20 protein-coding genes and 3 pseudogenes are annotated in these 21,799 nt (G+C 37.3%); 12 read left to right on the forward strand and 11 right to left on the reverse strand.

The annotated features are described in order from the left end of the window. Nucleotides 1–4: 4 nt before the first annotated feature. The 5 genes and pseudogenes from BTN50_RS04420 to BTN50_RS09405 all read left to right on the forward strand — a co-directional run. Nucleotides 5–781, forward strand: coding sequence for an ATP-binding protein (locus tag BTN50_RS04420; RefSeq protein WP_223823222.1), 777 nt, complete (start codon nucleotides 5–7; stop codon nucleotides 779–781). 122 nt (nucleotides 782–903) lie between these two features. Next, nucleotides 904–1,125 (forward strand): hypothetical protein, encoded by a 222-nt coding sequence (locus BTN50_RS04425; RefSeq protein WP_096619171.1) that lies wholly within the window; start codon nucleotides 904–906, stop codon nucleotides 1,123–1,125. A 33-nt stretch (nucleotides 1,126–1,158) separates the two neighbouring features. Then, entirely contained in the window at nucleotides 1,159–1,356 is a 198-nt protein-coding gene (locus BTN50_RS04430) for an SPOR domain-containing protein (protein ID WP_161492949.1), read from the forward strand. Between the two features lie 368 nt (nucleotides 1,357–1,724). Then, complete coding sequence (locus tag BTN50_RS04435) at nucleotides 1,725–2,564, forward strand: Dam family site-specific DNA-(adenine-N6)-methyltransferase (RefSeq protein ID WP_096619173.1); 840 nt, start codon at nucleotides 1,725–1,727, stop codon at nucleotides 2,562–2,564. Nucleotides 2,565–2,612: 48 nt separating this feature from the next. Continuing rightward, nucleotides 2,613–2,757, forward strand: a pseudogene (locus BTN50_RS09405) (IS5/IS1182 family transposase); the annotation flags it as partial. A 175-nt stretch (nucleotides 2,758–2,932) separates the two neighbouring features. Here BTN50_RS09405 and gyrB read toward each other — a convergent pair. The 3 genes from gyrB to dnaA all read right to left on the reverse strand — a co-directional run bounded on the left by gyrB (nucleotide 2,933) and on the right by dnaA (nucleotide 8,847). Then, nucleotides 2,933–5,350, reverse strand: coding sequence for a DNA topoisomerase (ATP-hydrolyzing) subunit B (gene gyrB / locus BTN50_RS04440; RefSeq protein WP_096619174.1), 2,418 nt, complete (start codon nucleotides 5,348–5,350; stop codon nucleotides 2,933–2,935). Between the two features lie 1,006 nt (nucleotides 5,351–6,356). Beyond that, a complete protein-coding gene (dnaN, locus tag BTN50_RS04445) occupies nucleotides 6,357–7,457 on the reverse strand; it encodes a DNA polymerase III subunit beta (RefSeq protein WP_096619175.1) in 1,101 nt (366 codons plus the stop codon). A 1-nt stretch (nucleotide 7,458) separates the two neighbouring features. Next, nucleotides 7,459–8,847 carry a chromosomal replication initiator protein DnaA gene (dnaA, locus tag BTN50_RS04450; protein ID WP_096619176.1) on the reverse strand — a complete coding sequence of 463 codons (1,389 nt, stop codon included), beginning with the start codon at nucleotides 8,845–8,847 and terminating at the stop codon, nucleotides 7,459–7,461. Nucleotides 8,848–9,091: 244 nt separating this feature from the next. Here dnaA and BTN50_RS09730 point away from each other — a divergent pair, with 244 nt between their 5' ends. The 6 genes from BTN50_RS09730 (at nucleotide 9,092) to zapB (ending at nucleotide 13,506) form a co-directional block, all read left to right on the forward strand. Next, a complete protein-coding gene (locus BTN50_RS09730; protein ID WP_150137157.1) occupies nucleotides 9,092–9,274 on the forward strand; it encodes a hypothetical protein in 183 nt (60 codons plus the stop codon). A 36-nt stretch (nucleotides 9,275–9,310) separates the two neighbouring features. Continuing rightward, nucleotides 9,311–9,445 (forward strand): 50S ribosomal protein L34, encoded by a 135-nt coding sequence (rpmH, locus tag BTN50_RS04455; protein WP_096619177.1) that lies wholly within the window; start codon nucleotides 9,311–9,313, stop codon nucleotides 9,443–9,445. Nucleotides 9,446–9,458: 13 nt separating this feature from the next. Then, nucleotides 9,459–9,818 carry a ribonuclease P protein component gene (gene rnpA / locus BTN50_RS04460; RefSeq protein WP_096619178.1) on the forward strand — a complete coding sequence of 120 codons (360 nt, stop codon included), beginning with the start codon at nucleotides 9,459–9,461 and terminating at the stop codon, nucleotides 9,816–9,818. Beyond that, nucleotides 9,782–10,042 (forward strand): membrane protein insertion efficiency factor YidD, encoded by a 261-nt coding sequence (yidD, locus tag BTN50_RS04465; protein ID WP_096619179.1) that lies wholly within the window; start codon nucleotides 9,782–9,784, stop codon nucleotides 10,040–10,042. Before rnpA ends, yidD begins: the two co-directional genes overlap by 37 nt. 2 nt (nucleotides 10,043–10,044) lie before the next feature. Beyond that, the gene (gene yidC, locus BTN50_RS04470; RefSeq protein ID WP_096619180.1) at nucleotides 10,045–11,664 is read left to right on the forward strand and encodes a membrane protein insertase YidC; all 1,620 of its coding nucleotides are present in this window, start codon (nucleotides 10,045–10,047) and stop codon (nucleotides 11,662–11,664) included. A gap of 1,599 nt (nucleotides 11,665–13,263) precedes the next feature. Then, a complete protein-coding gene (gene zapB / locus BTN50_RS04480; protein WP_096619535.1) occupies nucleotides 13,264–13,506 on the forward strand; it encodes a cell division protein ZapB in 243 nt (80 codons plus the stop codon). A gap of 335 nt (nucleotides 13,507–13,841) precedes the next feature. Here zapB and BTN50_RS04485 read toward each other — a convergent pair whose 3' ends face one another. The 4 genes from BTN50_RS04485 to BTN50_RS04500 form a co-directional block, all read right to left on the reverse strand. Then, nucleotides 13,842–14,747 (reverse strand): 1,4-dihydroxy-2-naphthoate polyprenyltransferase, encoded by a 906-nt coding sequence (locus BTN50_RS04485; protein WP_096619181.1) that lies wholly within the window; start codon nucleotides 14,745–14,747, stop codon nucleotides 13,842–13,844. 146 nt (nucleotides 14,748–14,893) lie between these two features. Beyond that, nucleotides 14,894–16,228 (reverse strand): HslU--HslV peptidase ATPase subunit, encoded by a 1,335-nt coding sequence (hslU, locus tag BTN50_RS04490; RefSeq protein ID WP_096619182.1) that lies wholly within the window; start codon nucleotides 16,226–16,228, stop codon nucleotides 14,894–14,896. Between the two features lie 14 nt (nucleotides 16,229–16,242). After that, nucleotides 16,243–16,767 carry an ATP-dependent protease subunit HslV gene (gene hslV, locus BTN50_RS04495; RefSeq protein ID WP_096619183.1) on the reverse strand — a complete coding sequence of 175 codons (525 nt, stop codon included), beginning with the start codon at nucleotides 16,765–16,767 and terminating at the stop codon, nucleotides 16,243–16,245. 140 nt (nucleotides 16,768–16,907) lie between these two features. Next, a complete protein-coding gene (locus BTN50_RS04500) occupies nucleotides 16,908–17,507 on the reverse strand; it encodes an SPOR domain-containing protein (RefSeq protein ID WP_096619184.1) in 600 nt (199 codons plus the stop codon). A gap of 874 nt (nucleotides 17,508–18,381) precedes the next feature. Here BTN50_RS04500 and rpmE point away from each other — a divergent pair. Further along, nucleotides 18,382–18,603: a 50S ribosomal protein L31 gene (gene rpmE / locus BTN50_RS04505; protein ID WP_096619185.1), complete on the forward strand. Its 222-nt coding sequence runs from the start codon at nucleotides 18,382–18,384 to the stop codon at nucleotides 18,601–18,603. A 14-nt stretch (nucleotides 18,604–18,617) separates the two neighbouring features. Here rpmE and BTN50_RS04510 read toward each other — a convergent pair. From BTN50_RS04510 to lexA, 4 genes and pseudogenes are all read right to left on the reverse strand, one after another. Then, nucleotides 18,618–19,161: pseudogene (locus BTN50_RS04510) on the reverse strand (cbb3-type cytochrome c oxidase subunit I); the annotation flags it as partial. Between the two features lie 194 nt (nucleotides 19,162–19,355). Then, nucleotides 19,356–19,634: a c-type cytochrome gene (locus tag BTN50_RS11055; RefSeq protein WP_223823221.1), complete on the reverse strand. Its 279-nt coding sequence runs from the start codon at nucleotides 19,632–19,634 to the stop codon at nucleotides 19,356–19,358. Beyond that, nucleotides 19,635–19,793, reverse strand: a complete 159-nt coding sequence (locus BTN50_RS11060; RefSeq protein ID WP_235610959.1) for a hypothetical protein — start codon at nucleotides 19,791–19,793, stop codon at nucleotides 19,635–19,637. Nucleotides 19,794–21,108: 1,315 nt separating this feature from the next. Beyond that, nucleotides 21,109–21,719 (reverse strand): annotated as a pseudogene (lexA, locus tag BTN50_RS04520) (transcriptional repressor LexA). Nucleotides 21,720–21,799 lie beyond the last annotated feature (80 nt).

Below are 21,799 nucleotides of genomic sequence, written 5' to 3' on the forward strand. Positions count from 1 at the left end.
GTATATGACAGATTCCAATGATTTGACTGCATTAGATTTGAGCACCCAAATTCAACTTTTGTTGAGAATTCAGTTTATTACTCGGTTCAGTTCTCATCTTGTTCAAATCACTGGAGAATCAGGTGCAGGTAAAACATGGCTGAGTGAGCGCTATCTCGAAAAGTGGGCTAATGAGCCTAAGCAATCTCTTCTAGTTTGTAATCCCATCCAACAAGATGCGCAACACCGAGCGATCATTCTGCGTCAAATCGTGCCTGATGGTGTATTTAACGAAACTGATGCAATGTTGCAAAGCCTGGAGTGTATGCTTGAGGGGAGTAATGTTCATACTTTGATTGTGATTGATGACGCACATCAACTAAGTGCAGCAATTATTCTTGAACTTTGGACTTTAGTGACAGAAGCCCAGCAACGTGATAATTGGCAAATTAATGTATTACTATTTAGTTTACGTGGAAAATTAAACAAATTGCTGCATAAAATTTCTGAAGGTCAGTGTATAAAGCCATTGGAACTAGAAATGAGCCGGCTATCCGACAGCGATCGGAAAATGTTTATTGAAGTTATAATGGTGAACCGTCAGCTTGACACCTCGCAACGGCGCATTTTTAAACGTAAGGTTGCATTGTTGCCTTCATTACCGGGAGCGCTACAAGGTTTAGAACAGCAGAAGCAATCTTCGAGGGAAGAGAACAATTGTTGCTCATTACTGCCTTTAATTGTTTTGATTGTGCTACTGTTAATTATTGGGACTGGTAGTGTATGTTGGATGCTTAATTAACCGTTAAATTCTGTAATAGAAACAGAGATGAAAAAAATATTGTTAGTGAGCAAACGGCAAATACTCATGGCATGAATGGTAATATGACTCTGTCAGAGAAACCAACATAGGCAGAGATAACAGTGTGGCGTCAAAACCTAAACGCCCGTATTCTTGTACCGTCTCGGGTTGTTGAAGTTATTATCGATGAACAAGTGATTGGTGGTGATGGCAAAAATGTAGTCGAAGTTTCGTTAATACCTGTACTAAATGCTAATAGCGATGTGCAAGTAAACGTTGAAAATATTGATGTTCAACCAGAGATTAATATGGAAACAGTTGAACTGGTAACGCAACACATATGAAGCATAGACATTCAGTTATCAAATGATGAGTTATTGAGTATTAAAAATTCACGTTATGCGTTGCAGTTAGCAGCATTACAATCAAAAATCGCAGTGATAGGATTTTTACAGCAATATGCTAACAAACATAAGGTACACATTTATGCGACAGTACGTAATGAAAAAACGTGGTTTATGGTGCTCATTGGTAATTATGCTACGGTACATAATGCACGTTTGTGCTGCGCTTGAGTTATCAAAAAATATACGCCAATGAACTCCTTGAGTGAAGTTATTCGCTTAAATTCACTGAAAGATTGGTCTGAGCAATTAACCTATTTTACTTTTCTTGATGTATGAATTTATGCTGACTAATGTTCAAAAATGAAATATATTCACTTTCCTTCGAATAGCAGTGGTAGTGTACATATAATAACGAATAAGTATAGTGTCTTTCTGCATTTCACGTATAGTTATTGCGTATTTATAAGACTTTGTTCCCTAATTCGAGTTCAGATAGCCAATCTCAAAATGATTAACGATTAAACAACAAAGCCTTTCATATGAAAAGTTGTACAAACGTGTATATTTTGTGTGTCTTATATAGTTAAAGGTGGATTGTGGAAAGCAGTAGACTTTTAACTAGCCGTAAATCACCCCTCAAATGGGCTGGCGGTAAGAAACGAATTGTTGAAAAAATCAAAGCTAATCTTCCGTCGTCAGGTAAAAAACGTTTAATTGAGCCTTTCGTTGGTGGTGGTTCAGTATTTCTTAATTTAGATTTTGAAGAATATTTATTGATAGATACTAATAAAGATTTAATTAATTTATTCAATATAATTAAGAACGACTCAGAAAGGTTTATCAAAGAAGCAGAAGGTTTTTTTATTGGTAACTATAATGAATCATGTCATTATTATGATATAAGATACCAGTTTAATGAATCCAATGATCCTTATGAAAAGTCTTTATTTTTCGTATACCTTAATCGACACGGGTACAATGGCCTTTGTAGATATAATCAAAAAGGGAGCTTTAATGTTCCGTTTGGTCGCTATAAGCATCCATATTTTCCGAAAAATGAATTTTTAGAGTTTGCTAAAGTAGCTCAGAAAGCAACATTTTTTTGTGGAGATTTTACTCAAGCTTTTGATAAAGCTAATGAAAATGATGTGGTATATTGTGACCCTCCATACTCTCCAATTAATTTAACTTCAAATTTTACTGCGTATGCTGGGAAGAGTTTTACTGATGATGATCAACGACGTTTGGTTGTATGTGCTGAAGCTGTAAAGTGCCAAAGAATTTCAACTTTAATTTCAAATCGTTACACTGATTTCACGAAAGTATTGTATAAAAATGCAGATAAAGTGAGTTTACTAAGTGTTCAGCGTAATATTAGTTGTAAAGGTAGTGTGAGAGGTAAATCTAAAGAGGTTATGGCACTTTACTCTGGATGATAAGAATATGGGCATTAAATTGAATCGATTATTTGTAGGTAAGTAATGGCAATGTTTCGAATTAAAAAATTTTTGGGGGATATTGAGCCTAAAGGATCATAATGCTCAGATTAGTGAAACCTATGCCATGATAAAAGCGTTAAATCAGCTGACCGGGCTAGGTATACCTAACATTAAAGCAATTGTTGAATAGTGCATTATGTTAGGATTTTCTATCTGAACTCGCATTAAGAAACAAAAACCGCTAGAAAGAACATTACTATGTAATAAATACACGTTAAGTTATAATATCATGCAACTTAAGTAACTACTATAAATAATCATAGTAATACTATAATTTTAAATAAAATAGAATATTTCGTAGCTTACTAGACGTCTAGATTAGCAACTTTAAGTGCATTATTTTCTATGAAGGCACGCCGTGGCTCAACATTGTCACCCATTAAAGTAGTAAACAGTTCATCCGCAGCAACAGCATCGTGAATTGTCACACGTAGCATACAACGTGATTCAGGATCCATCGTAGTTTCCCAAAGTTGATTAGGATTCATTTCCCCCAGACCTTTATAACGCTGACGTGACAGACCACGATTAGATTCTTTAATCAGCCATGCCAAAGCATTAGCAAAACTCTTCACTGGCTGCTTACGTTCGCCACGTTGAATATACGCGGTGTCATCAAGGAAGCCATCTAATGTTTCCGAAAGATCTGTGAGACGCTCATATTCTTTAGAACTTAAGAAATCGTAGCTAATCAAGTATTCATGAGCAACACCGTGTGTACGAACGACTAGTTCCGGTTGATAAGCATTATGCTCCTCATTAAATTTAATGCCTGAACTGTATTGGCTTGCACCAGAGGAGTTTTTATTAAGTAAAATAACGATATTATTGATCCAGACTTGAACATTTGATTTATTATGTAGTGCATTCACAGACAAGCAAGGTTGGTAAATTAATTCGTTAAGCAACGTATAGGGATAACGACGTTCCAGACGAGAAATAAGCTTCATCACACTATTGTACTTGTTGATAAGTTCTTCAAGTGCGATACCGCTTAATGCTGGTGCATCTTGGTTAACAAATAAAGAAGCATTTTCAAGCGCAAGCGTAATTTGATATTGTTCCATAGCCTCATCATCTTTGATATACTGTTCTTGTTTACCTTTTTTCACTTTATATAGTGGTGGTTGAGCAATGTAGATGTAACCACGTTCGATTAATTCTGGCATTTGACGGTAAAAAAACGTCAACAGTAACGTTCGTATGTGAGAACCATCGACGTCCGCATCAGTCATAATTATAATGCTATGGTAACGCAGTTTATCTGGATTATATTCGTCACGACCAATCCCACAACCCATAGCAGTTATTAATGTGGTCACTTCTTGCGAGGAAAGCATTTTATCGAAACGTGCTTTTTCAACATTAAGAATTTTTCCTTTTAGAGGAAGAATTGCTTGGTTCTTACGGTTACGGCCTTGCTTGGCTGAACCACCAGCAGAATCTCCTTCCACTATGTAGAGTTCAGATAGTGCGGGATCTTTTTCTTGGCAGTCCGCCAGTTTACCTGGTAACCCACCTAAATCTAGCGCACCTTTACGGCGAGTCATTTCTCGTGCTTTACGTGAAGCTTCACGTGCACGAGCAGCATCAATAATCTTAACACAAATGATTTTAGAGTCTTGTGGATTTTCAAGAAGAAACTCACTAAGTTTTTCATTCGTAGCAGATTCAACAGCTGATTTCACTTCTGACGATACTAATTTGTCTTTAGTTTGGCTTGAAAACTTAGGATCCGGCACTTTTACCGAAACAACTGCTGTTAAGCCCTCACGCGTGTCATCGCCAGAGGTTACAGCATTAGCCTTTTTCGAGTAACCTTCTTTCTCCATAAAACTGTTCAACGTACGAGTTAGTGCAGCACGAAAACCAGCAAGGTGAGTACCACCATCGCGCTGAGGAATATTATTGGTAAAACAATAAATACCTTCCTGGAAACCATCATTCCACTGCATTGCAACTTCAACGATTACGCCATCTTTACGTGCATATTCAAAATGCAGCACTGAAGGATGAATGGGTGTTTTATTACGATTAAGGTGCTCAACAAAGGCGCTGATACCACCTCCATAGGTAAAGTGATCATACTTATTTTCTTCGCGCTCATCAATAAGCTTAATTGCAATCCCAGAATTCAAAAATGATAATTCACGTAGGCGTTTAGCAAGGATATCGTAGTGGAACAGAAGATTTGTGAATGTTTTATCACTTGGCCAAAAACGGATGCGCGTGCCAGTTTCTTTTGTGTAACCAATGGGTACTAAAGGTGCTTGAGGTACACCACCATGGTAAATTTGTTGATAAACTTTACCGTAACGCAAAATAGTCAATTCTAACTTTTCAGACAATGCGTTTACCACTGAAACACCTACACCATGAAGACCACCTGATACTTTATAGGAATGATCATCAAACTTACCCCCCGCATGCAATACTGTCATTATTACTTCAGCCGCAGAGACACCTTCTTCTTTGTGAATATCTACAGGTATACCGCGGCCATCATCTTTTACTGAAATTGAACCGTCTTCGTGGATAACAACCACAATATCGTTGCAATGACCAGCAAGAGCTTCATCGATTGAATTGTCTACAACTTCAAAGACCATATGGTGCAAACCGGTACCGTCATCAGTATTGCCGATATACATTCCCGGACGCTTTCGTACTGCATCTAGACCTTTGAGTACCTTGATACTCGATGAATCATAATTGTTGGACATTGAATCACTCTCGCTTAATTTATTCTGTTACTATTTTACCGCGTTCCACATAAAATATCTCGATATTTCGCTGTAAATTGAAGTAACTTCAGTAGTCCTAATGTCTCTGACATACATCTGGGCACCGGTGCATTGTAGTGGTTTCAATAATAGTTCACATCGTTAGCTATCTAGCTTAGGCGCTAAATTATCTATTAAATAGTATATTTATCTTTGTTTTTAGTTAGTTACTAACCTGCTTTATATGTAGAGCGCAGTAATTAGTTTTATGTGTCATTGAAAAACGCATTTTTTCAACTGATATATTATATTTTCGTAACCATACATTTGATTTAGAAGGACTTCTTACAGTATATTTTGAGCTGCTGAGAGAGAAGAAAATTATTTTTGAGTGGTCCGGCGTAATCTTTATTTTTATTCCGAGTCCAGAACGTAGCTTAGTTTGGAATTATTGGTTTATTCTATTTATTAATAATGTAAATTCTGTATTCCAATAGCTCTATTTCCGAACAATATATTGCGTTGTTTCGAGAGGTACTTCATTCATAATTAAATTGGGTAGAATTAAAATTCTACATGCAATACCCCCTTAAGTCAATAAATGAGAGGTGGAATTTAGGGTTATTGGCTATCTCTTTAAATATTATAAGGTAATGCACTGCATTAGTAATTCCTCTATTACGTGCCCTCACTTTTAGTTTTTTGCCTCTTTGCACATAGACTGATTCGCCTCGGTTATTTTACAACCTTACTGGTAATTGGATCTCAGATTTCCTAGATGCTACCATACTGTGCATAATGAATTGCTCTTTTTCATACATTTATAATGTGCTCGGTCAATTGACTTCTAAAGAACATTCATATCTGAGGTAATTAATTATCTCTAAAACACTGATTTTTCATTGCTGTTGAGATTTACAAGAGAGTTAAATACTGATGACAGCTTAAGGCCATAGTTTTTAATATTTTTTCTTAATCGTAGATGAACAATATAGGCGGAGCCATATTATAAACGAATTGGCATTATCACATGCATAACATCATCACGGCCACAATCTTCTACTAATGTACTTGCGGTACTATCCGTCATAGAAAAGCGAACTTGATCGCATTGCAGTGTGTTCAAAATATCTATGATATAGTTAACATTAAAACCGATTTCTAAATCGTTGTTTTGGTAGTGAACATTGACAAATTCTTCTGCTTTTTCCTGCTCTAAATTATGCGTTGAAATACGTAATTGGCCGTTACTTATGTTCAATCGTACACCACGGAATTTTTCATTTGAAAGGATGGCAGCCCGTGAGAATGCTTGGTGCAACTCATCACAATTTGCTTCCATTATTTTATCCGAAGACTGTGGCAACACGCGCCGATAATCAGGAAAGCGACCATTAATCAGCTTCGAGGTAAGAACAAATTGATTTACTAGCACACGAATATGAGCACGTCCGATTTGAATAGTGACAGAAGCATCCGGTTTATTCAATAAGCGCATTAATTCAATAACGCCCTTTCGTGGAACGATAACCTGTTGGTTTGCAATACTCATATCCAAAGTTGTGGTACCTACAGCCATGCGATGACCATCTGTTGTAACAGCGCATAACGTCATACCATAAGTTTCAAAAAGCATACCATTTAAAAAATAACGAACATCATGGTTCGCCATCGAAAAAGCAGTGCTTTCAATTAATTTACGTAGCTTACCTTGCAACATGCTGAATTCGACAGTGCTTTCCCAGTCTTTAATATTAGGAAAATTCAAAGCAGGCAGAGTTGCAAGTGTAAAATGACTGTGACCAGAATGAATTATAGCGTGATCATCTGCTGCCATAAAATTGATAGGTATGCTGTTTGATAATCCTCGACAAATATCTAAAAATTTACGTGAGGATACTGTTACTGTGCCATCTTCTGATGGACTCTCAAGTGATAAAGAAGCAATTAGCTCAATATCAAGGTCAGTACACGCTATAGTTAACTGACCCGCGTCAACCTTAAGAAGGATATTGCTCAAGATCGGCAACATTGGTCTACCACTCAATGCGCTAGTAATCTGCTGCAAGGATTTTAATAATAAGTTACGAGTAAAAGTAAATTTCATATTATGATGATAGAGTCCGGATCAGATTGGAATAATCTTCTTTGATATCATGGCTCTCTTCACGCAACTGTTCAATTTTTCGGCATGCATGGAGTACCGTAGTATGATCACGTCCCCCAAATGCGTCACCAATTTCCGGTAAACTATGGTTGGTGAGTTCTTTTGATAATGCCATAGCTACTTGACGAGGACGTGCAACAGATCGACTACGGCGCTTAGACAATAAATCCGACATTTTAATTTTATAGTATGCAGCTACTGTTTTCTGAATGTTGTCTATGGTAACCAGTTTTTCTTGCAATGCCAGTAAGTCACGTAATGCTTCACGAACAAAATCTATTGTTATCGCTCGTCCAGTAAAATTTGCATTCGCAATAACACGGTTAAGTGCGCCTTCAAGTTCTCGAACGTTGGAGCGTAAACGTTTAGCAATAAAGAAAGCTACTTCATCAGGAAGACGAATATTGTGACCTTCAGCTTTCTTCATTAAAATTGCCACACGAGTTTCAAGTTCAGGTGGTTCTATACATACAGTTAAACCCCAGCCAAAGCGAGATTTTAATCGATCCTCTACTCCATTAATTTCTTTTGGATAGCGATCTGACGTCAAAATAATTTGCTGGTTACCTTCGAGAAGCGCATTAAAAGTATGGAAAAATTCTTCCTGTGACCGCTCTTTATTCGCAAAAAATTGAATATCATCGATAAGCAATGCGTCAACACTGCGGTAATAACGTTTAAATTCTTCTATTTGGTTATTTTGTAGCGCTTTAACCATATCTTGAACAAAACGTTCAGAATGCATGTACACTACTCGAGCATCAATTTTACGATTACTAATGGCATTACCTACAGCGTGTAGCAGATGAGTTTTACCTAAACCTGTACCTCCATATAAGAATAAAGGATTATAAGCTGCCCCTGGGTTATCGGCAACTTGTCGAGCAGCCGCTAACGCCAATTGATTAGATTTGCCCTCAACAAAGTTAGTAAACTGATGCTTGGAGTTAACATTTGATCTGTGGTTAGCATCGGACTGCACTGGAGAAGGTGCAGGTTCCCAGGTGCGACCCAGACTCGGTCTCACAACAGGGGCTACGAGTATAGGTACAGATGATTCGCTAGGATGAGTAATAGAAGAGAGTAATCTGCTACCAACTTCAAATCGTAGCACTGGTATATCTGCACCACAAAATTCACTAAGCAACTGATTAATACTATTGAGATGCTTTTCTTTTACCCAATCAAGAACAAAACGATTTGGTGCAAATAAAGTCAGAGTATTGTTATTTAACTCTGCCTTAAGCGGTCTAACCCACATACTGAAGTCTGTTGCTGGAAGATCCTCTTGAAGGCGTCTAAGGCACTGCAACCAAAGCGAAGATAACACGTCCGATCCCATACTTGATGAACTAAAGGGTAGTAATTTTATACTTCTACGAGAAGAATCGCTAGCTAGAAGTTCTTTTTTTCAGTGAATAAAATTGAAGTTATGCATATAAATCACACAAATAGCAGTTCAAACTACATAAATTTAACTAAATTTATCACAGTATATATCCGCTCGAAAAGACAATAAAGATCCATACTAATCTTATTTTTGAGTGAATGATACCATACTTACCCATAATAATATGATAGTAGTTACACAACAAATAGCGGATAATAGCAAAAAAAATCTTTTCGCACAAATGATCAATGAGTACAATCCCATGCTTAAAAGTCTGGCTGGATTTAACATTGACTATCATGCAATCAATGATTACAATTCTCTCTCTTCGTTGAGAGGTGGTGAAGATTGTCCCACATCTTGCTAATAAACCTCAAACTAAATAAGTAATAAGGTAAAAACCATGAAACGCACTTTTCAGCCCTCTGTTCTAAAGCGAAAGCGCTCACACGGTTTCCGGGTGCGCATGGCAACTAAGCATGGGCGTAAAATTATTGCTGCTCGCCGTGCGAAAGGCCGTAAACGACTTTCTAAATAATAATTATTGACTTGTGAATAAATTTGCTTTTTGTCGGGAGTTAAGATTGTTAACTCCTAAACATTTTAATTCTGTCTTTCAGCAATCTCATCGCGTTGGCTCTCCACACTTAACCATCCTTGCTCGCAATAATGTTCTGGGCTATCCACGTTTGGGTCAGGCTGTGCCAAAGAAACAAATAAAATTTGCTGTCGATCGAAACCGTTTCAAGCGTCTTATTCGTGAAAGTTTTCGTTTGCACCAACACTTGTTGCCTGCGAAAGATTTTGTGGTTCTTGCTAAAAAAAGTGCTAATAAGCTTAGTAATGAAGAACTGTATCTGCTGCTAGATAAGTTATGGTTGCATTTATCTCAATCACCGCGAAAAAAATAGTCACCGCTTTGTTTCGCGGTTATCAATTCTTCATAAGCTCTCTGCTTGGGCCCTGTTGTCGCTATATACCGACATGTTCACAATACGCCATAGAAGCGGTTAACCATCACGGTGTGATAAAAGGGTGTTGGTTCGCGAGCAAGCGTTTATTAAAATGCCATCCTTTTAATCATGGTGGGTACGATCCTGTGCCTCTTCGTCACCCTAATAATCGAGACAATTAGCAATGGATTTTCAACGTAATATACTGTTGATTGGACTAATGTTTGTTTCTTTCATGTTGTATATCAACTGGAATGAAACAACAAAGCCTCAATCACAGGGTCAGGGAGCAATACAGCAAGTTCAACATGATAGTGATGTTCCCATCAGTTTAAATGCTTCTCAACTTCTAATTCAGAACTCAGTTTCTGACAATCTCATTACTATCAATAGCGATGTATTGACGTTAACAATTGATACGCGTGGCGGTGACGTTATTCGTGCAGAATTAGAAGAATATAATGCCAAATTCAATTCTAGAGATAAATTTGTTCTTCTAAAACATGACTCTGAACATTTCTTTGTAGCTCAAAGTGGATTGATTGGTCTTCAAGGTGTAGATACTTTGAATGGCCGGGCGAAGTTCAACACAACCGCAACCGATTTCAAACTAGCGGAAGATAAAGATGAACTGCGTGTTCCTCTGACACTGACCAAAAATGGCATTACTTACACTAAAATATTCATCCTGAAACGCGGTAGCTATGCAGTGGATGTTGATTATACCATCCACAATAAAACTGACAAACCTGCATCTATTCAAATGTATGCTCAACTAAAACAAAATCTATTGGATGACGGTGGTAGCCTAACCATGCCTACTTATCATGGTGGTGCATATTCAACTGATGACACGAAGTATAAAAAATACAGCTTTGACGATATGCAGGATAAGAATCTTAATTTGACTACCGTCAAAGACGGCTGGGTAGCAATGATGCAGCATTACTTTGTTGCAGCATGGATCCCGCACTCAGGAGGTGAAACGTATTTATATACCCGTACTAATAATGGTCAAGGTTTTATTGGGATCCGTTACCCAATAACTATTATTGCCTCTGGTACTGAAATTTCAATACATTCAACCCTATGGGTTGGTCCTAAACTGCAGAATCAGATGGAAGAGACTGCACTAAATTTAAACCTAACGGTGGATTACGGTTGGCTATGGTTTATCGCTAGTCCACTGCATTGGCTACTTGCAACAATTCACGGATTAGTTAACAACTGGGGTATTGCAATTATCCTATTGACCTTCATTGTTCGTGGTGCTATGTACCCGCTTACAAAAGCGCAGTATACTTCTATGGCAAAAATGCGCATGCTGCAACCTAAGCTAACCGAAATGCGTGAGCGTATTGGTGATGATCGCCAGCGCATGAGCCAAGAAATGATGTCACTCTACAAGAAAGAGAAAGTCAACCCATTGGGTGGTTGTTTTCCTCTTATTTTACAAATGCCTATTTTCATTGCGCTCTATTGGGCTCTTATGGAATCGGTAGAACTGCGGCATACACCGTTTATATTGTGGATTCAAGATTTATCGGCGCCGGATCCTTACTACGTGCTACCATTGATGATGGGTATTTCTATGTTTTTTATCCAAAAAATGAGCCCAAGTACAGTAACAGATCCAATTCAGCAAAAGATTATGACTTTCATGCCAGTACTCTTTACTGTTTTCTTCCTGTGGTTCCCGGCAGGTCTCGTTTTGTACTGGTTTGTATCAAATATTGTAACACTTATCCAGCAAACACTTATCTATCGTACGCTGGAAAAAAAAGGCCTTCACAGCCAAAAATAGGTGAAATAAATAATAAGGCGGCCAATAGTCGCCTTTATTCAATCACTTTAAAAAAGATATATTACATAGATTTAATTTGATGAATACATAATCAAAAAAATACCTAATTTATTCCCGTGTCAAACAAAATAAAAGCTTTCTCACTTTTCAATAGTGTTGTTTCTTAAGTTAGGAAACTAAATCATTAATTTAAGCTCTGAATAGCTTAGTAGATTGAAATGCTTAAATCTATGAAAAAACTTAAAGACAAAATAACTAACGGGAAGCAGTATCATTAAATTTTAATCAATCAGTGACTCACTGACACTTTGGATGGGTGAGCAATCCATACAGTTATATCACCAAACCAAATAGAGTAATTGTGGGAAAGATTATTTAGTTAGTAAATTAACCATTATGGTTATTTTTATGGTTAAGCTTATATTTTTGATATCATTAAGAGGGATGTAAAAATTCATTAATTCTGTTTTTCAATTTTTAACTGTCATTGTTATGCCCTCATTATTCATGAATTAGCAAACGAACCAAAGTGGTTAATGTTACGTTCAAAACTAAGAATACAGAAAGCATCCAGTACTTAGCCATTGATTCTATGGAGACTCAAAGTTTAGGGTGCAGGAGCATGGAAAGTAAAAAAGCATGGTATTGATGGGAAACAGCGAGTCTGGCATCAGTTACATTTAGAGTAGATATAAATACATATGAAATTTTTGCTGTTGAATTAAGTGCATCAAATGTGACTAATGGTGGAGTGCTACTTAGCTTACTCAAATAGGCCCGCCGAAAAATCAATGAAACATTAGCCGATAGTGCTTGCGACACCAGACAATATTATGAAACGGTTAATATTAAACGAGCAGTTTAAATCATCTTGTCAAAAAAGGAACAATTTTTTGGGAACGAGGTCATCAGCGTAATGTAGCGGTCAATTACCAGAAGCTACACGATTCCAATCAGCATTAAAAAACGAGGTATGGTCACGATAAATGTTTCCTAAATTTTTAGCAAAGATGACAATGTTTCGAGTTAAAAAATTTTTGAGAGGAAGATTGTGCTTAAGAGATCACAATGCTCAGATTAACAAAATTTACGCAAGGATAAAAAGCGTTTAAATAAGCTGGCAGGATTAGGTACGTCTAGAATCAAAACGAGCGTTTAATAGGAAATCATGCTGGGACGCGTTATCTGAATTTGAATCAGGAAATAATGATATTATTTTTACTATATTTGACAGTGGTTAAAAAAATGAGAGATACTGGTGCATTGTTAAAAAAGCTAAGGTGCATATTAAGAGTGATAGCTTAATCAATACTAGTGAATTTTTGGTTATTTTTAAAAAATACAGATAAATTAAATTTATGATACTAATAGTATATATGAACTGAGTAACGTCGTATTGTAAGTTATTTGTAGTGTGACGCTTTTACCTATGTTGTTTTTATTTGCTTATAAGCTAAAAATAGATTAGAAAGATGTGATTTTAGTTATGCTCCGTTAAAATAGGTTTTCTGGGACGCGTAAGGATAAAAACCTTTGTTTGGGCTAATCTTGGCGGAGATTGCGTATTGCGCTAGAAGTTGGAAAACATAGGTGGCATTGATGTCATTGGAAATTTTAGAGCAGCTTGAAGCCAAAGTTCAGATGGTAGTGGACACAGTATCTCTACTTCATGTGGAAATAGCAGAGCTTAAAGTAAAGAATGAAATACTGGGTCAAGAATCGGATACTGTCCGTAAAAGCTGCGATGTATTGGAACAAGAAAATGCGCATCTGCGTACTAATCAAAATGCTTGGCAACAACGGATTTGCAGTTTGCTGAGTAAAATTGAAGAAATAGAATAAAATTAGAGTCTATTGGCTCTGTTTTTAATGTATATATACTTCTAATTATTGTAGATGTTTGATGTCTTAATAATCCAAAATTATGCTATTATTTAACTTTATTCTCTGATTGAGGAAACAAAACTACAGAAACCTACTTTAAGAATGTATTGTATCGCTAATAAATATTGTACTTTATAATCAAATTTTTTCATGAGATGTAGATGAAGCATAAGTAAAATCATAGTAACACGCATTTCATAAATCTTACTGTCATCTTATATCAAAAGAGTATAATGAGGTGAAGTGATTTCCGCAATGATGCAAGACATAATTAATTGCTCATTCTTTATGATTTAGTGAAGTAAAACGCTTACAGCAAACAAGATATTGGTCAGCATTGCTATTTTGATAATGTGAGCGATCATGGGTGTCAAAGTCTCACTATTGGGTGCCATCCATACAATTACGCCATGCTTTATTGCCAATGGTAGTGCTAGTAAAAATAGCCAACTGGTGAATGATGCGTATTCTAACAGGGCAAAAATTGCGAAACAGCAAAATGATCCTGCAAGTAATACTTGATGATATGCGCGGCCCCAATGGGTACCCATACGCACAATTAACGTGTATTTTCCACACTCTCTATCGTTGTTAATGTCACGTAAGTTATTAATATTTAATACACTCACTGCCAATAAACCGCAAGCTGTCGCAGGAAACAAGATTGCTGTGCTTAGCAAGCCCGTTTGGAGGTAATACGTACCGGCTACACCTAACCAACCAAAAAAAATCAGAACCGATAAATCGCCAAAGCCGTGATAACCATAGGGTTTCTTTCCCACCGTATAGCAAATAGCTGCAATAATAGAGAGTATACCTAGTCCAATGAAGCTAAGAATCTCGGAGGTGCTATCAAATGCAGTAGATATCAAGGCCGCACCAAAAGCAATGATGAGAATAAGATTTAATGCTATTGCTTTTTTCATAGCTTTAAGTGTCACCAGACCTTGTTGAATTGTCCGTTTATGTCCCACTCTAGCATCATTATCAGTGCCTTTCACAGCATCGCCATAATCGTTGGCAAGGTTAGCAAGTATTTGCAACAATAATGCAGTTATTAGAGCGAGCAAGGTGATAGTGATAGAAAAACTTGATGTTTCAAAGGCCATGGTACTACCACATAAGATGCAAGTAATGGCTAGTGAAAGCGTTTTGGGTCGAGCGGCATCAAGCCAAGTAAAAATTGTGGTTGAAGACATAGCTATTGCTGTACCTAAGGAATCTGGTGTTATTATAGGTATTTTTTGATCGAGGTAATGTTAAGGTCTAAATTAGGCGTAACAAAAAATATAAGTACAAAATAGATAATCTAGGCTGCCTGTTTTTTCATAAATTAGTTAGTGAATTAAAGAATGAATCGACTCAAATCTTCATCATCAACCAATTCTTCTAAACAACTGAGCACATACTTAGCGTCAATCTCTAAGGACTCTCCACAGCGTTCACTTGCGTCAAATGATATTTCATCAACCAAGCGTTCCATCACAGTATGCAAACGACGCGCTCCGATATTTTCAGTTTTTTCGTTTACACGCCATGCTACATTCGCTATTTGTTCAATGCCATCATCAGTGAACGATAAGTGTACACCTTCAGTACCCATTAATGCAGAGTATTGCTCAGTTAATGATGCATTTGGCTCGGTTAAAATGCGCTTAAAGTCTGCCGCAGATAAGGCTTCTAATTCAACACGAATTGGCAGGCGACCTTGTAATTCAGGGATCAGATCCGAGGGACTAGCAACTTGGAAAGCGCCGGATGCGATGAACAGAATATGGTCAGTTCTTACCATACCATGTTTGGTCGACACTGTACTTCCTTCAACCAGAGGCAACAAATCTCGCTGCACACCTTCACGCGACACATCTGGGCCAGAGCTTTCACCACGCCTACAAATTTTATCGATTTCATCAATAAAAACAATACCAGTGTTTTCTACAACATTGATTGCGTGATCTTTTAACTCTTCTTGATTAATTAGTTTTGCTGCTTCTTCCTCTGTTGCTGCTTTGAGTGCATCTTTTAGTTTCATCTTACGCTTTTTGGCCGTGCCGCCACCGCCTAAGTTTTGGAACATGTTCTGCAGTTGGCTGGTCATTTCTTCCATACCAGGAGGCGCCATGATTTCAATACTCATTTGCGGTGCAGAAAGAACGATCTCAATTTCTTTGTCGTCAAGCTGACATTCTCGAATTTTTTTGCGAAAATTTTGTCTGGTGCTTGAGTCCGTTTTTGGTTCTTCAGACTGCCCCCATGCATCACGCACGGGTGGCAGTAATACATCCAAAATTCGTTCTTCTGCTAATTTTTCGGCGTGAAATTTAACTTTTTCTATCGCTTGTTGGTGTGTCATTTTTACAGCTACATCAGTAAGATCACGAATAATAGTTTCTACTTCTTTACCAACATAACCCACTTCAGTGAACTTTGTTGCTTCAACTTTTATAAACGGTGCATTTGCTAATTTTGCTAAACGACGTGCAATTTCTGTTTTGCCCACACCAGTAGGACCTATCATTAGTATGTTCTTTGGGGTAACTTCTAAACGTAAATCTTCGTTTAGTTGCATGCGACGCCAACGGTTCCGTAGCGCAATAGCTACTGCGCGCTTTGCTTTGTGTTGACCAATAATATGACGATTGAGTTCAGACACGATTTCGAGTGGGGTCATTTCAGACATGCTGGGATCCTGCTTTAGTAATCAAGTTCTTCTATGGTATGATGCTGGTTAGTGAATACACAAATATTGCTAGCAATGGTGAGTGCTCTTTCTGCTATCTCGCGAGCATTTAACTTGGTATTGTCGAGTAAGGCCATGGCTGCTGCTTGTGCGAAGTTACCACCCGAACCAATCGCGATCAGATCGTGTTCAGGTTGCACAACGTCACCATTACCTGTGATGATGAGTGATGCCGTTTTATCAGCAACGGCTAGCAATGCTTCAAGTCGGCGCAGTGCGCGATCTGAACGCCAATCTTTGGCTAGTTCAACCGCAGCTTTCGTTAAGTGACCTTGGTGCATTTCTAATTTGCGTTCGAAGCGTTCAAATAAATTGAAGGCATCGGCAGTGCTGCCGGCGAAACCTGCCAGTACTTGATTGTTATACAAACGACGGACCTTACGGGCATTGCCTTTCATTATGGTATTACCAAGTGACACTTGGCCATCACCGGTGATCACAACTTTACCGTTGCGGCGGACTGAAACAATAGTTGTCACGGTAAGAGCCTCATTATTTTTGTTGGCAGTACCAATATTGGTGTTAACAACAAAGTGGGGATGAGGGAAACTAAATTCAAGGGGAAAAGCAGGACTTACACTCTACTTTATAGTATTTTTTAACTAGGAATGATATTAAATTAGTTCCAGTGCCAAATTGCACAAGGATCTATCCCTGCTCGTCTCAACATATTGCGATCTCGTTCAGCTTCGCGCTTGAGTGGGTAAGGTCCCAATACAACCCGATACCAAATTCCTTTTTCACCTTGACTGGTTTTTATGTGACTCTCTAAACCTTGGAATGCTATTAGCATTTTGCGTTCATTAGCTTGGTTTGTATTGCGGTAAGCACCACACTGTATGAGATAAGGATGACTTGAGACTATTTGTTCACTAGCCTCCACTTTGACCTCTTTGTTTTTTAAGTTTTCCATGTATGTCCATTTTTCTTTTGGCTGTGGTGGTAAGGTATTTTGCACTTTCTCCGCAGATGATATGTTGCTCGGAGGCCTTTGAAATGGTTTCGGCTTTTTTGGCGTTGATTGCGCAGTAAACGTGATGAACTTTTTAGGAGGTACACTAGCGGAGAGATGATAAAGACCATAACTCAAGCCACTAACTAACAAAACAGCAGTAACTGCCCACTTTGATGAGTAGGTCACTTTAGGAGGTGACTTCTTTTTGTTTCTGCTTGGCTTTTGGGGTAGTTTGCTACGTTTGACATAATCTCTGATTACCACTAATTTACGTATCTATTTTATTATTAATAGTTATATAGTACTAGCTTGCTAGGTAGCATACTAGTATGTATAGATTGATTTTAGCGTGATAGTAGTGTCGCGCTTCTGTGGATGATTAGTTGTACATCTATAAAATATTAGCTGCTAGTGTGTCATTGCCTTGCAGAATTTTCAGCAGTATCGTTATGGCTTGATGACCTATGGCATAATGCAGTTTGAATCGGTTGTCAGTGCTAGTTCACAAGATGCTGTAAATTGAATGTCATTCAATTTAAAAAAAGAAATATTAAACTGTACACAAAAATTTAATCGTTTTACTTACTGCATTAGTGTTACACCAGTAAACATCATATTAAAGTGATAGAGTATAGAAGTAGGTGATACAAACACTGACATCAGTAATGCTATTTCGTATAAGCCAGTAATAAAAATAAAATTTGCTAGAACCGTATAAATGTACTAAGTATAAGACCACTATTATTCAGTGTCTATTGATAATTTTAAATACGAAATTTAATTAGTGTAGTATCCTGTGACTGGTTAATTGATTATTTACATTCGCATTAAAACACAAAGACCCACGGATAGGCAATGTCATTTTAGCTATGACTAGGATCATGAGATGTTCAAATTTTGAAACTAATTATTGCTATAGTACGTCAATGGAATAGAAGCATACACGAGGTGTGAAATAAATTATTTTTAATGATGGGGTAAAATTGTGGTATTGTACTCTACCAATGAATTGAATAAAAACGTTGCTATTCTCTGCTTGCTTGATTAAAATTTTATTTTTTACAATATTGATTAATGACGTGTGATACTCGGCTTAAGATCGGGAAAGTGACACGGTTTTTTACAATAGGTTATTTTTATGAAAGCTGGTATTCATCCAAAATACAATGCAGTAGCTGCAAAATGCTCTTGCGGTAATACATTTCAATTCAATTCTACGCTTAATAAAAACAATATTAATCTGGACGTGTGCGATAAATGCCACCCGTTTTACACTGGTAAGCAACGTATAGTTGACACTCGTGGTCGTGTTGAACGCTTTAATAAGCGTTTTGGCGCACTGTCTAGTAATAGTAAGTAAACTGATTATAATATGATAAACGATGTCCTGACAAATAATGCTATTTTCATGTACATTATGCTAGGAGAGCGTAGATTCATGATGGTAACGATCAAGTTAATCGCTCCCTTAATAGAGTTTATTCTCATAATGTGTATGGCAAAAATAAATAAAGCCATGCTATCAGGTGAGTAAGTAGTAGAAAACAGCACGTAGAAAGTCCACCCAAAGTTAGGACCACTACCTTCCATGAACAGAGATATTAACAATATGAAGAATGCAAACTGAAGGATCCAGAAGCTCCAGTTATTCATGCGAGACAATACCATATTCGGTGCTCTAATAATTAGTGGTAACATCCAGTTTGCTAGCCCAGTGAATACTGTAATTTCGCTTCGAAGACTATGATCAGACCATTAACCGTTATCATCTAATCAAAAAAATTAAGTTCCGCTAATTGCATACCTGGTTGAAAAACTTAGCACGAATGATTAGTCCTGTCACACCACCAGTCATGAACATGGTGAAACTAAATACCAAACACATAGTGCTAATATCTTTATGGTTGGTGATTAACAGCTAATGCATAATCCCTCGTGGTATATGATTGGGGTAGTCATAACCAACATGATAAGGCGTCGTATCTGTCATTGAAGTTTCTCCTTAAAGATCGTAACCATTGAGAATAGCGTTTATTTGAGCAGCCTAAATGGTATCACCCGTATTATTACCCCGCGGATTCCTTTCATACGTGATGACTGCAGTCAATTTTTTCAGCTAAGTTGATACCCAAAGACCTGTATTGTGGTTCTATTTTTACTGCTCATAATGATACTAAGATGATCAATAATACGGTTAGGATTAACTGCAATGTCTGATTTTGCTAACGTAGAAAATATTCCAGGCAAACCGCGTCCATTTATTTGATGACAGGCTACACAGTAAGAGTTGCATACATTTTCATCTAGAGTCATTAGCTCATCCATATTCATCGGCAATAATTTTTGTTCTTCTTTTCTCGCCTCGGCTTGCATAGCTGTCGTTTCTGTCATTCATGCATTACATTCCTCAACGGGTTTGGTTATTACAACCATTGACATAAAGCCATAGTCTTTTCCACAAAGCTCTGCAACATTGACCACGGCAGATACTCGTTGATTAATTTTGGCCCATGCTTCATTAATTAAGCTTGGATTTACGCCTTTTTTCATAGCTAAATCAGGCACCTACCAAGAACGAATAACGTCTTTCCATGTAATAAAAACGCACCTTTTTACCGATAGATAAAACTAAGGAACGGTCAATTTCAAAAAATAATTATTGCGTTTTTTGTGCACTATTTATCAGCGAAGCGAAGACGAAAGCGTTGAAAAGAATTCCACATTATAGTCAAAAGAACGGTAATGTTATTCCAACTGAGAGTAAGTGACCTAAAGTGTAATTTCAGATTTGGATGCGTCTTCCATTGCCAGTCACACACGTGTTGTAGGAATAGCCATGCCAATCAAAATTAAAAAGGAATGAGTGTCCATATAATTTTCACTAGTGTCCTTTTATGAAAATTTATTACAATTGCATTTTTGGGCTTCCGGTGATGAATAATGGACTAAAATATTGCGCCAAATACCATTAAACCGGTAACTATGCAGATGTAGAGGATGGTCATATGTAGATCGTAGACCTTGGTACGTATGTCCGTTACACCTCGCGTTAGATGTAGAGACGATACTTTTTTGATGCAAAAAACAGCATAAAATGGAATAAGGATAATCGTGGATAGAAGTAGGCTAATCGTCACCGGATCTCTCCTGAAAATTACTCCGTATTACCGTAAGTCAATGGAAGCAATAAATAGAAAAAGAATAACTAAAAGTTCGTTTATAAATAAACTTAGGAAAAGAATGCAAAAGAATAAAAATAAACATTTTTATGAAACAAAACTTAATTCTAAGCATGAAACTAAGAGATGCATACGCTTGCTTCATTCGTAACTTTTGTATTGGGTTTCAATTGAGCAGGAAAAGTATCCTATTTTTGGCATACCTCATAATCAAAGAGAAAGTCCATGAATGATGAAGTAATTTGACTACGTTTCCTAATTTTAATTTAGCTAACAAATGCCAACATGGTTAATGATCAGGCAAGCACTTGCATTTTAAGTATACTTAGTTTTATCAGCTTATACAATGCTTTTATCATGGCATAAGTTTTGCTAACCTGAGTCTTGTGATCCTTTAGATTCCATGTCCCTCCAAGTAGTTTTTTAATTCAAATCATTGCTGTCTCTGCTAGGAAACGTTTACGGTAATCGGCTTTATTTCTTAAACCCAAAAACTACTTGGAGGGACATGGAGCCTAAGAGATTAGAATGCTTAAATTGACGAAGCCTACGCGACGATAAAAGGATTAAGTAAGCTGACAGGGTTAGGTACGCTTAAAATAGAAGTTCTCGTCTAATAGTTAACCATGTTGGGACTTACTATCTGAAATCTACTAACAGACATTTTTTGAAAACTTATTGGAATGTTAAAATGGTGGACTACATTCAGTTACTACGCGCCGAACCACATCCACAATGATACCTTCAATTGTAACGTTCTGTTGAGTCAAATCTATAACGACCGGAGTAAACTGTTCGTTCTCCGAATGTAGCCATACTTGGAGATCTTTTCGTTCAAGACGTTTAATCATTATATCATCTGCAAGCCGTGCGACAACAACTTGACCATTACATACATCTTGGGTTTTATGCACTGCAAGTAAATCGTCATCTATTATACCGATGTCTTTCATGCTTATTCCATTTAAACGTAGCAAAAAATCAGCATTGGGCTTGAACAAACTCGGGGGCAATTTTATAGTATATATTCTACATGTTCATGTGTTAATAGTAGTTCTCTAGTAATAGCATAATCAATCAACGGCAAGCCTTCTTTATTGTTTACTACGTCGTGGTTTACCAACAGATGAATACCACGAAAAGCGCCAGCTATGAGTTTTAATGCTCCTTTGCCCGCAAGCGCTTTCAAATGTTCTTCAGCCGCGTTTGTTGAACGGAACCCTAGCTCTTTGGCGATTCCAGCTCTAGTTGGTGGCATTCCACAGTCATTAATTTTTCCTTTAATTAAATCCAAAATTTGCTGCTATTTAGTGGTTAATGGCTTCATACTTAGGCCTGTTTTTTAATACAGTTTACTGTAGGTATATCCAGTGTTTA

This window comes from Candidatus Enterovibrio altilux (genome assembly GCF_002381345.1).
GTDB classification, from domain to species: domain Bacteria; phylum Pseudomonadota; class Gammaproteobacteria; order Enterobacterales; family Vibrionaceae; genus Enterovibrio; species Enterovibrio altilux.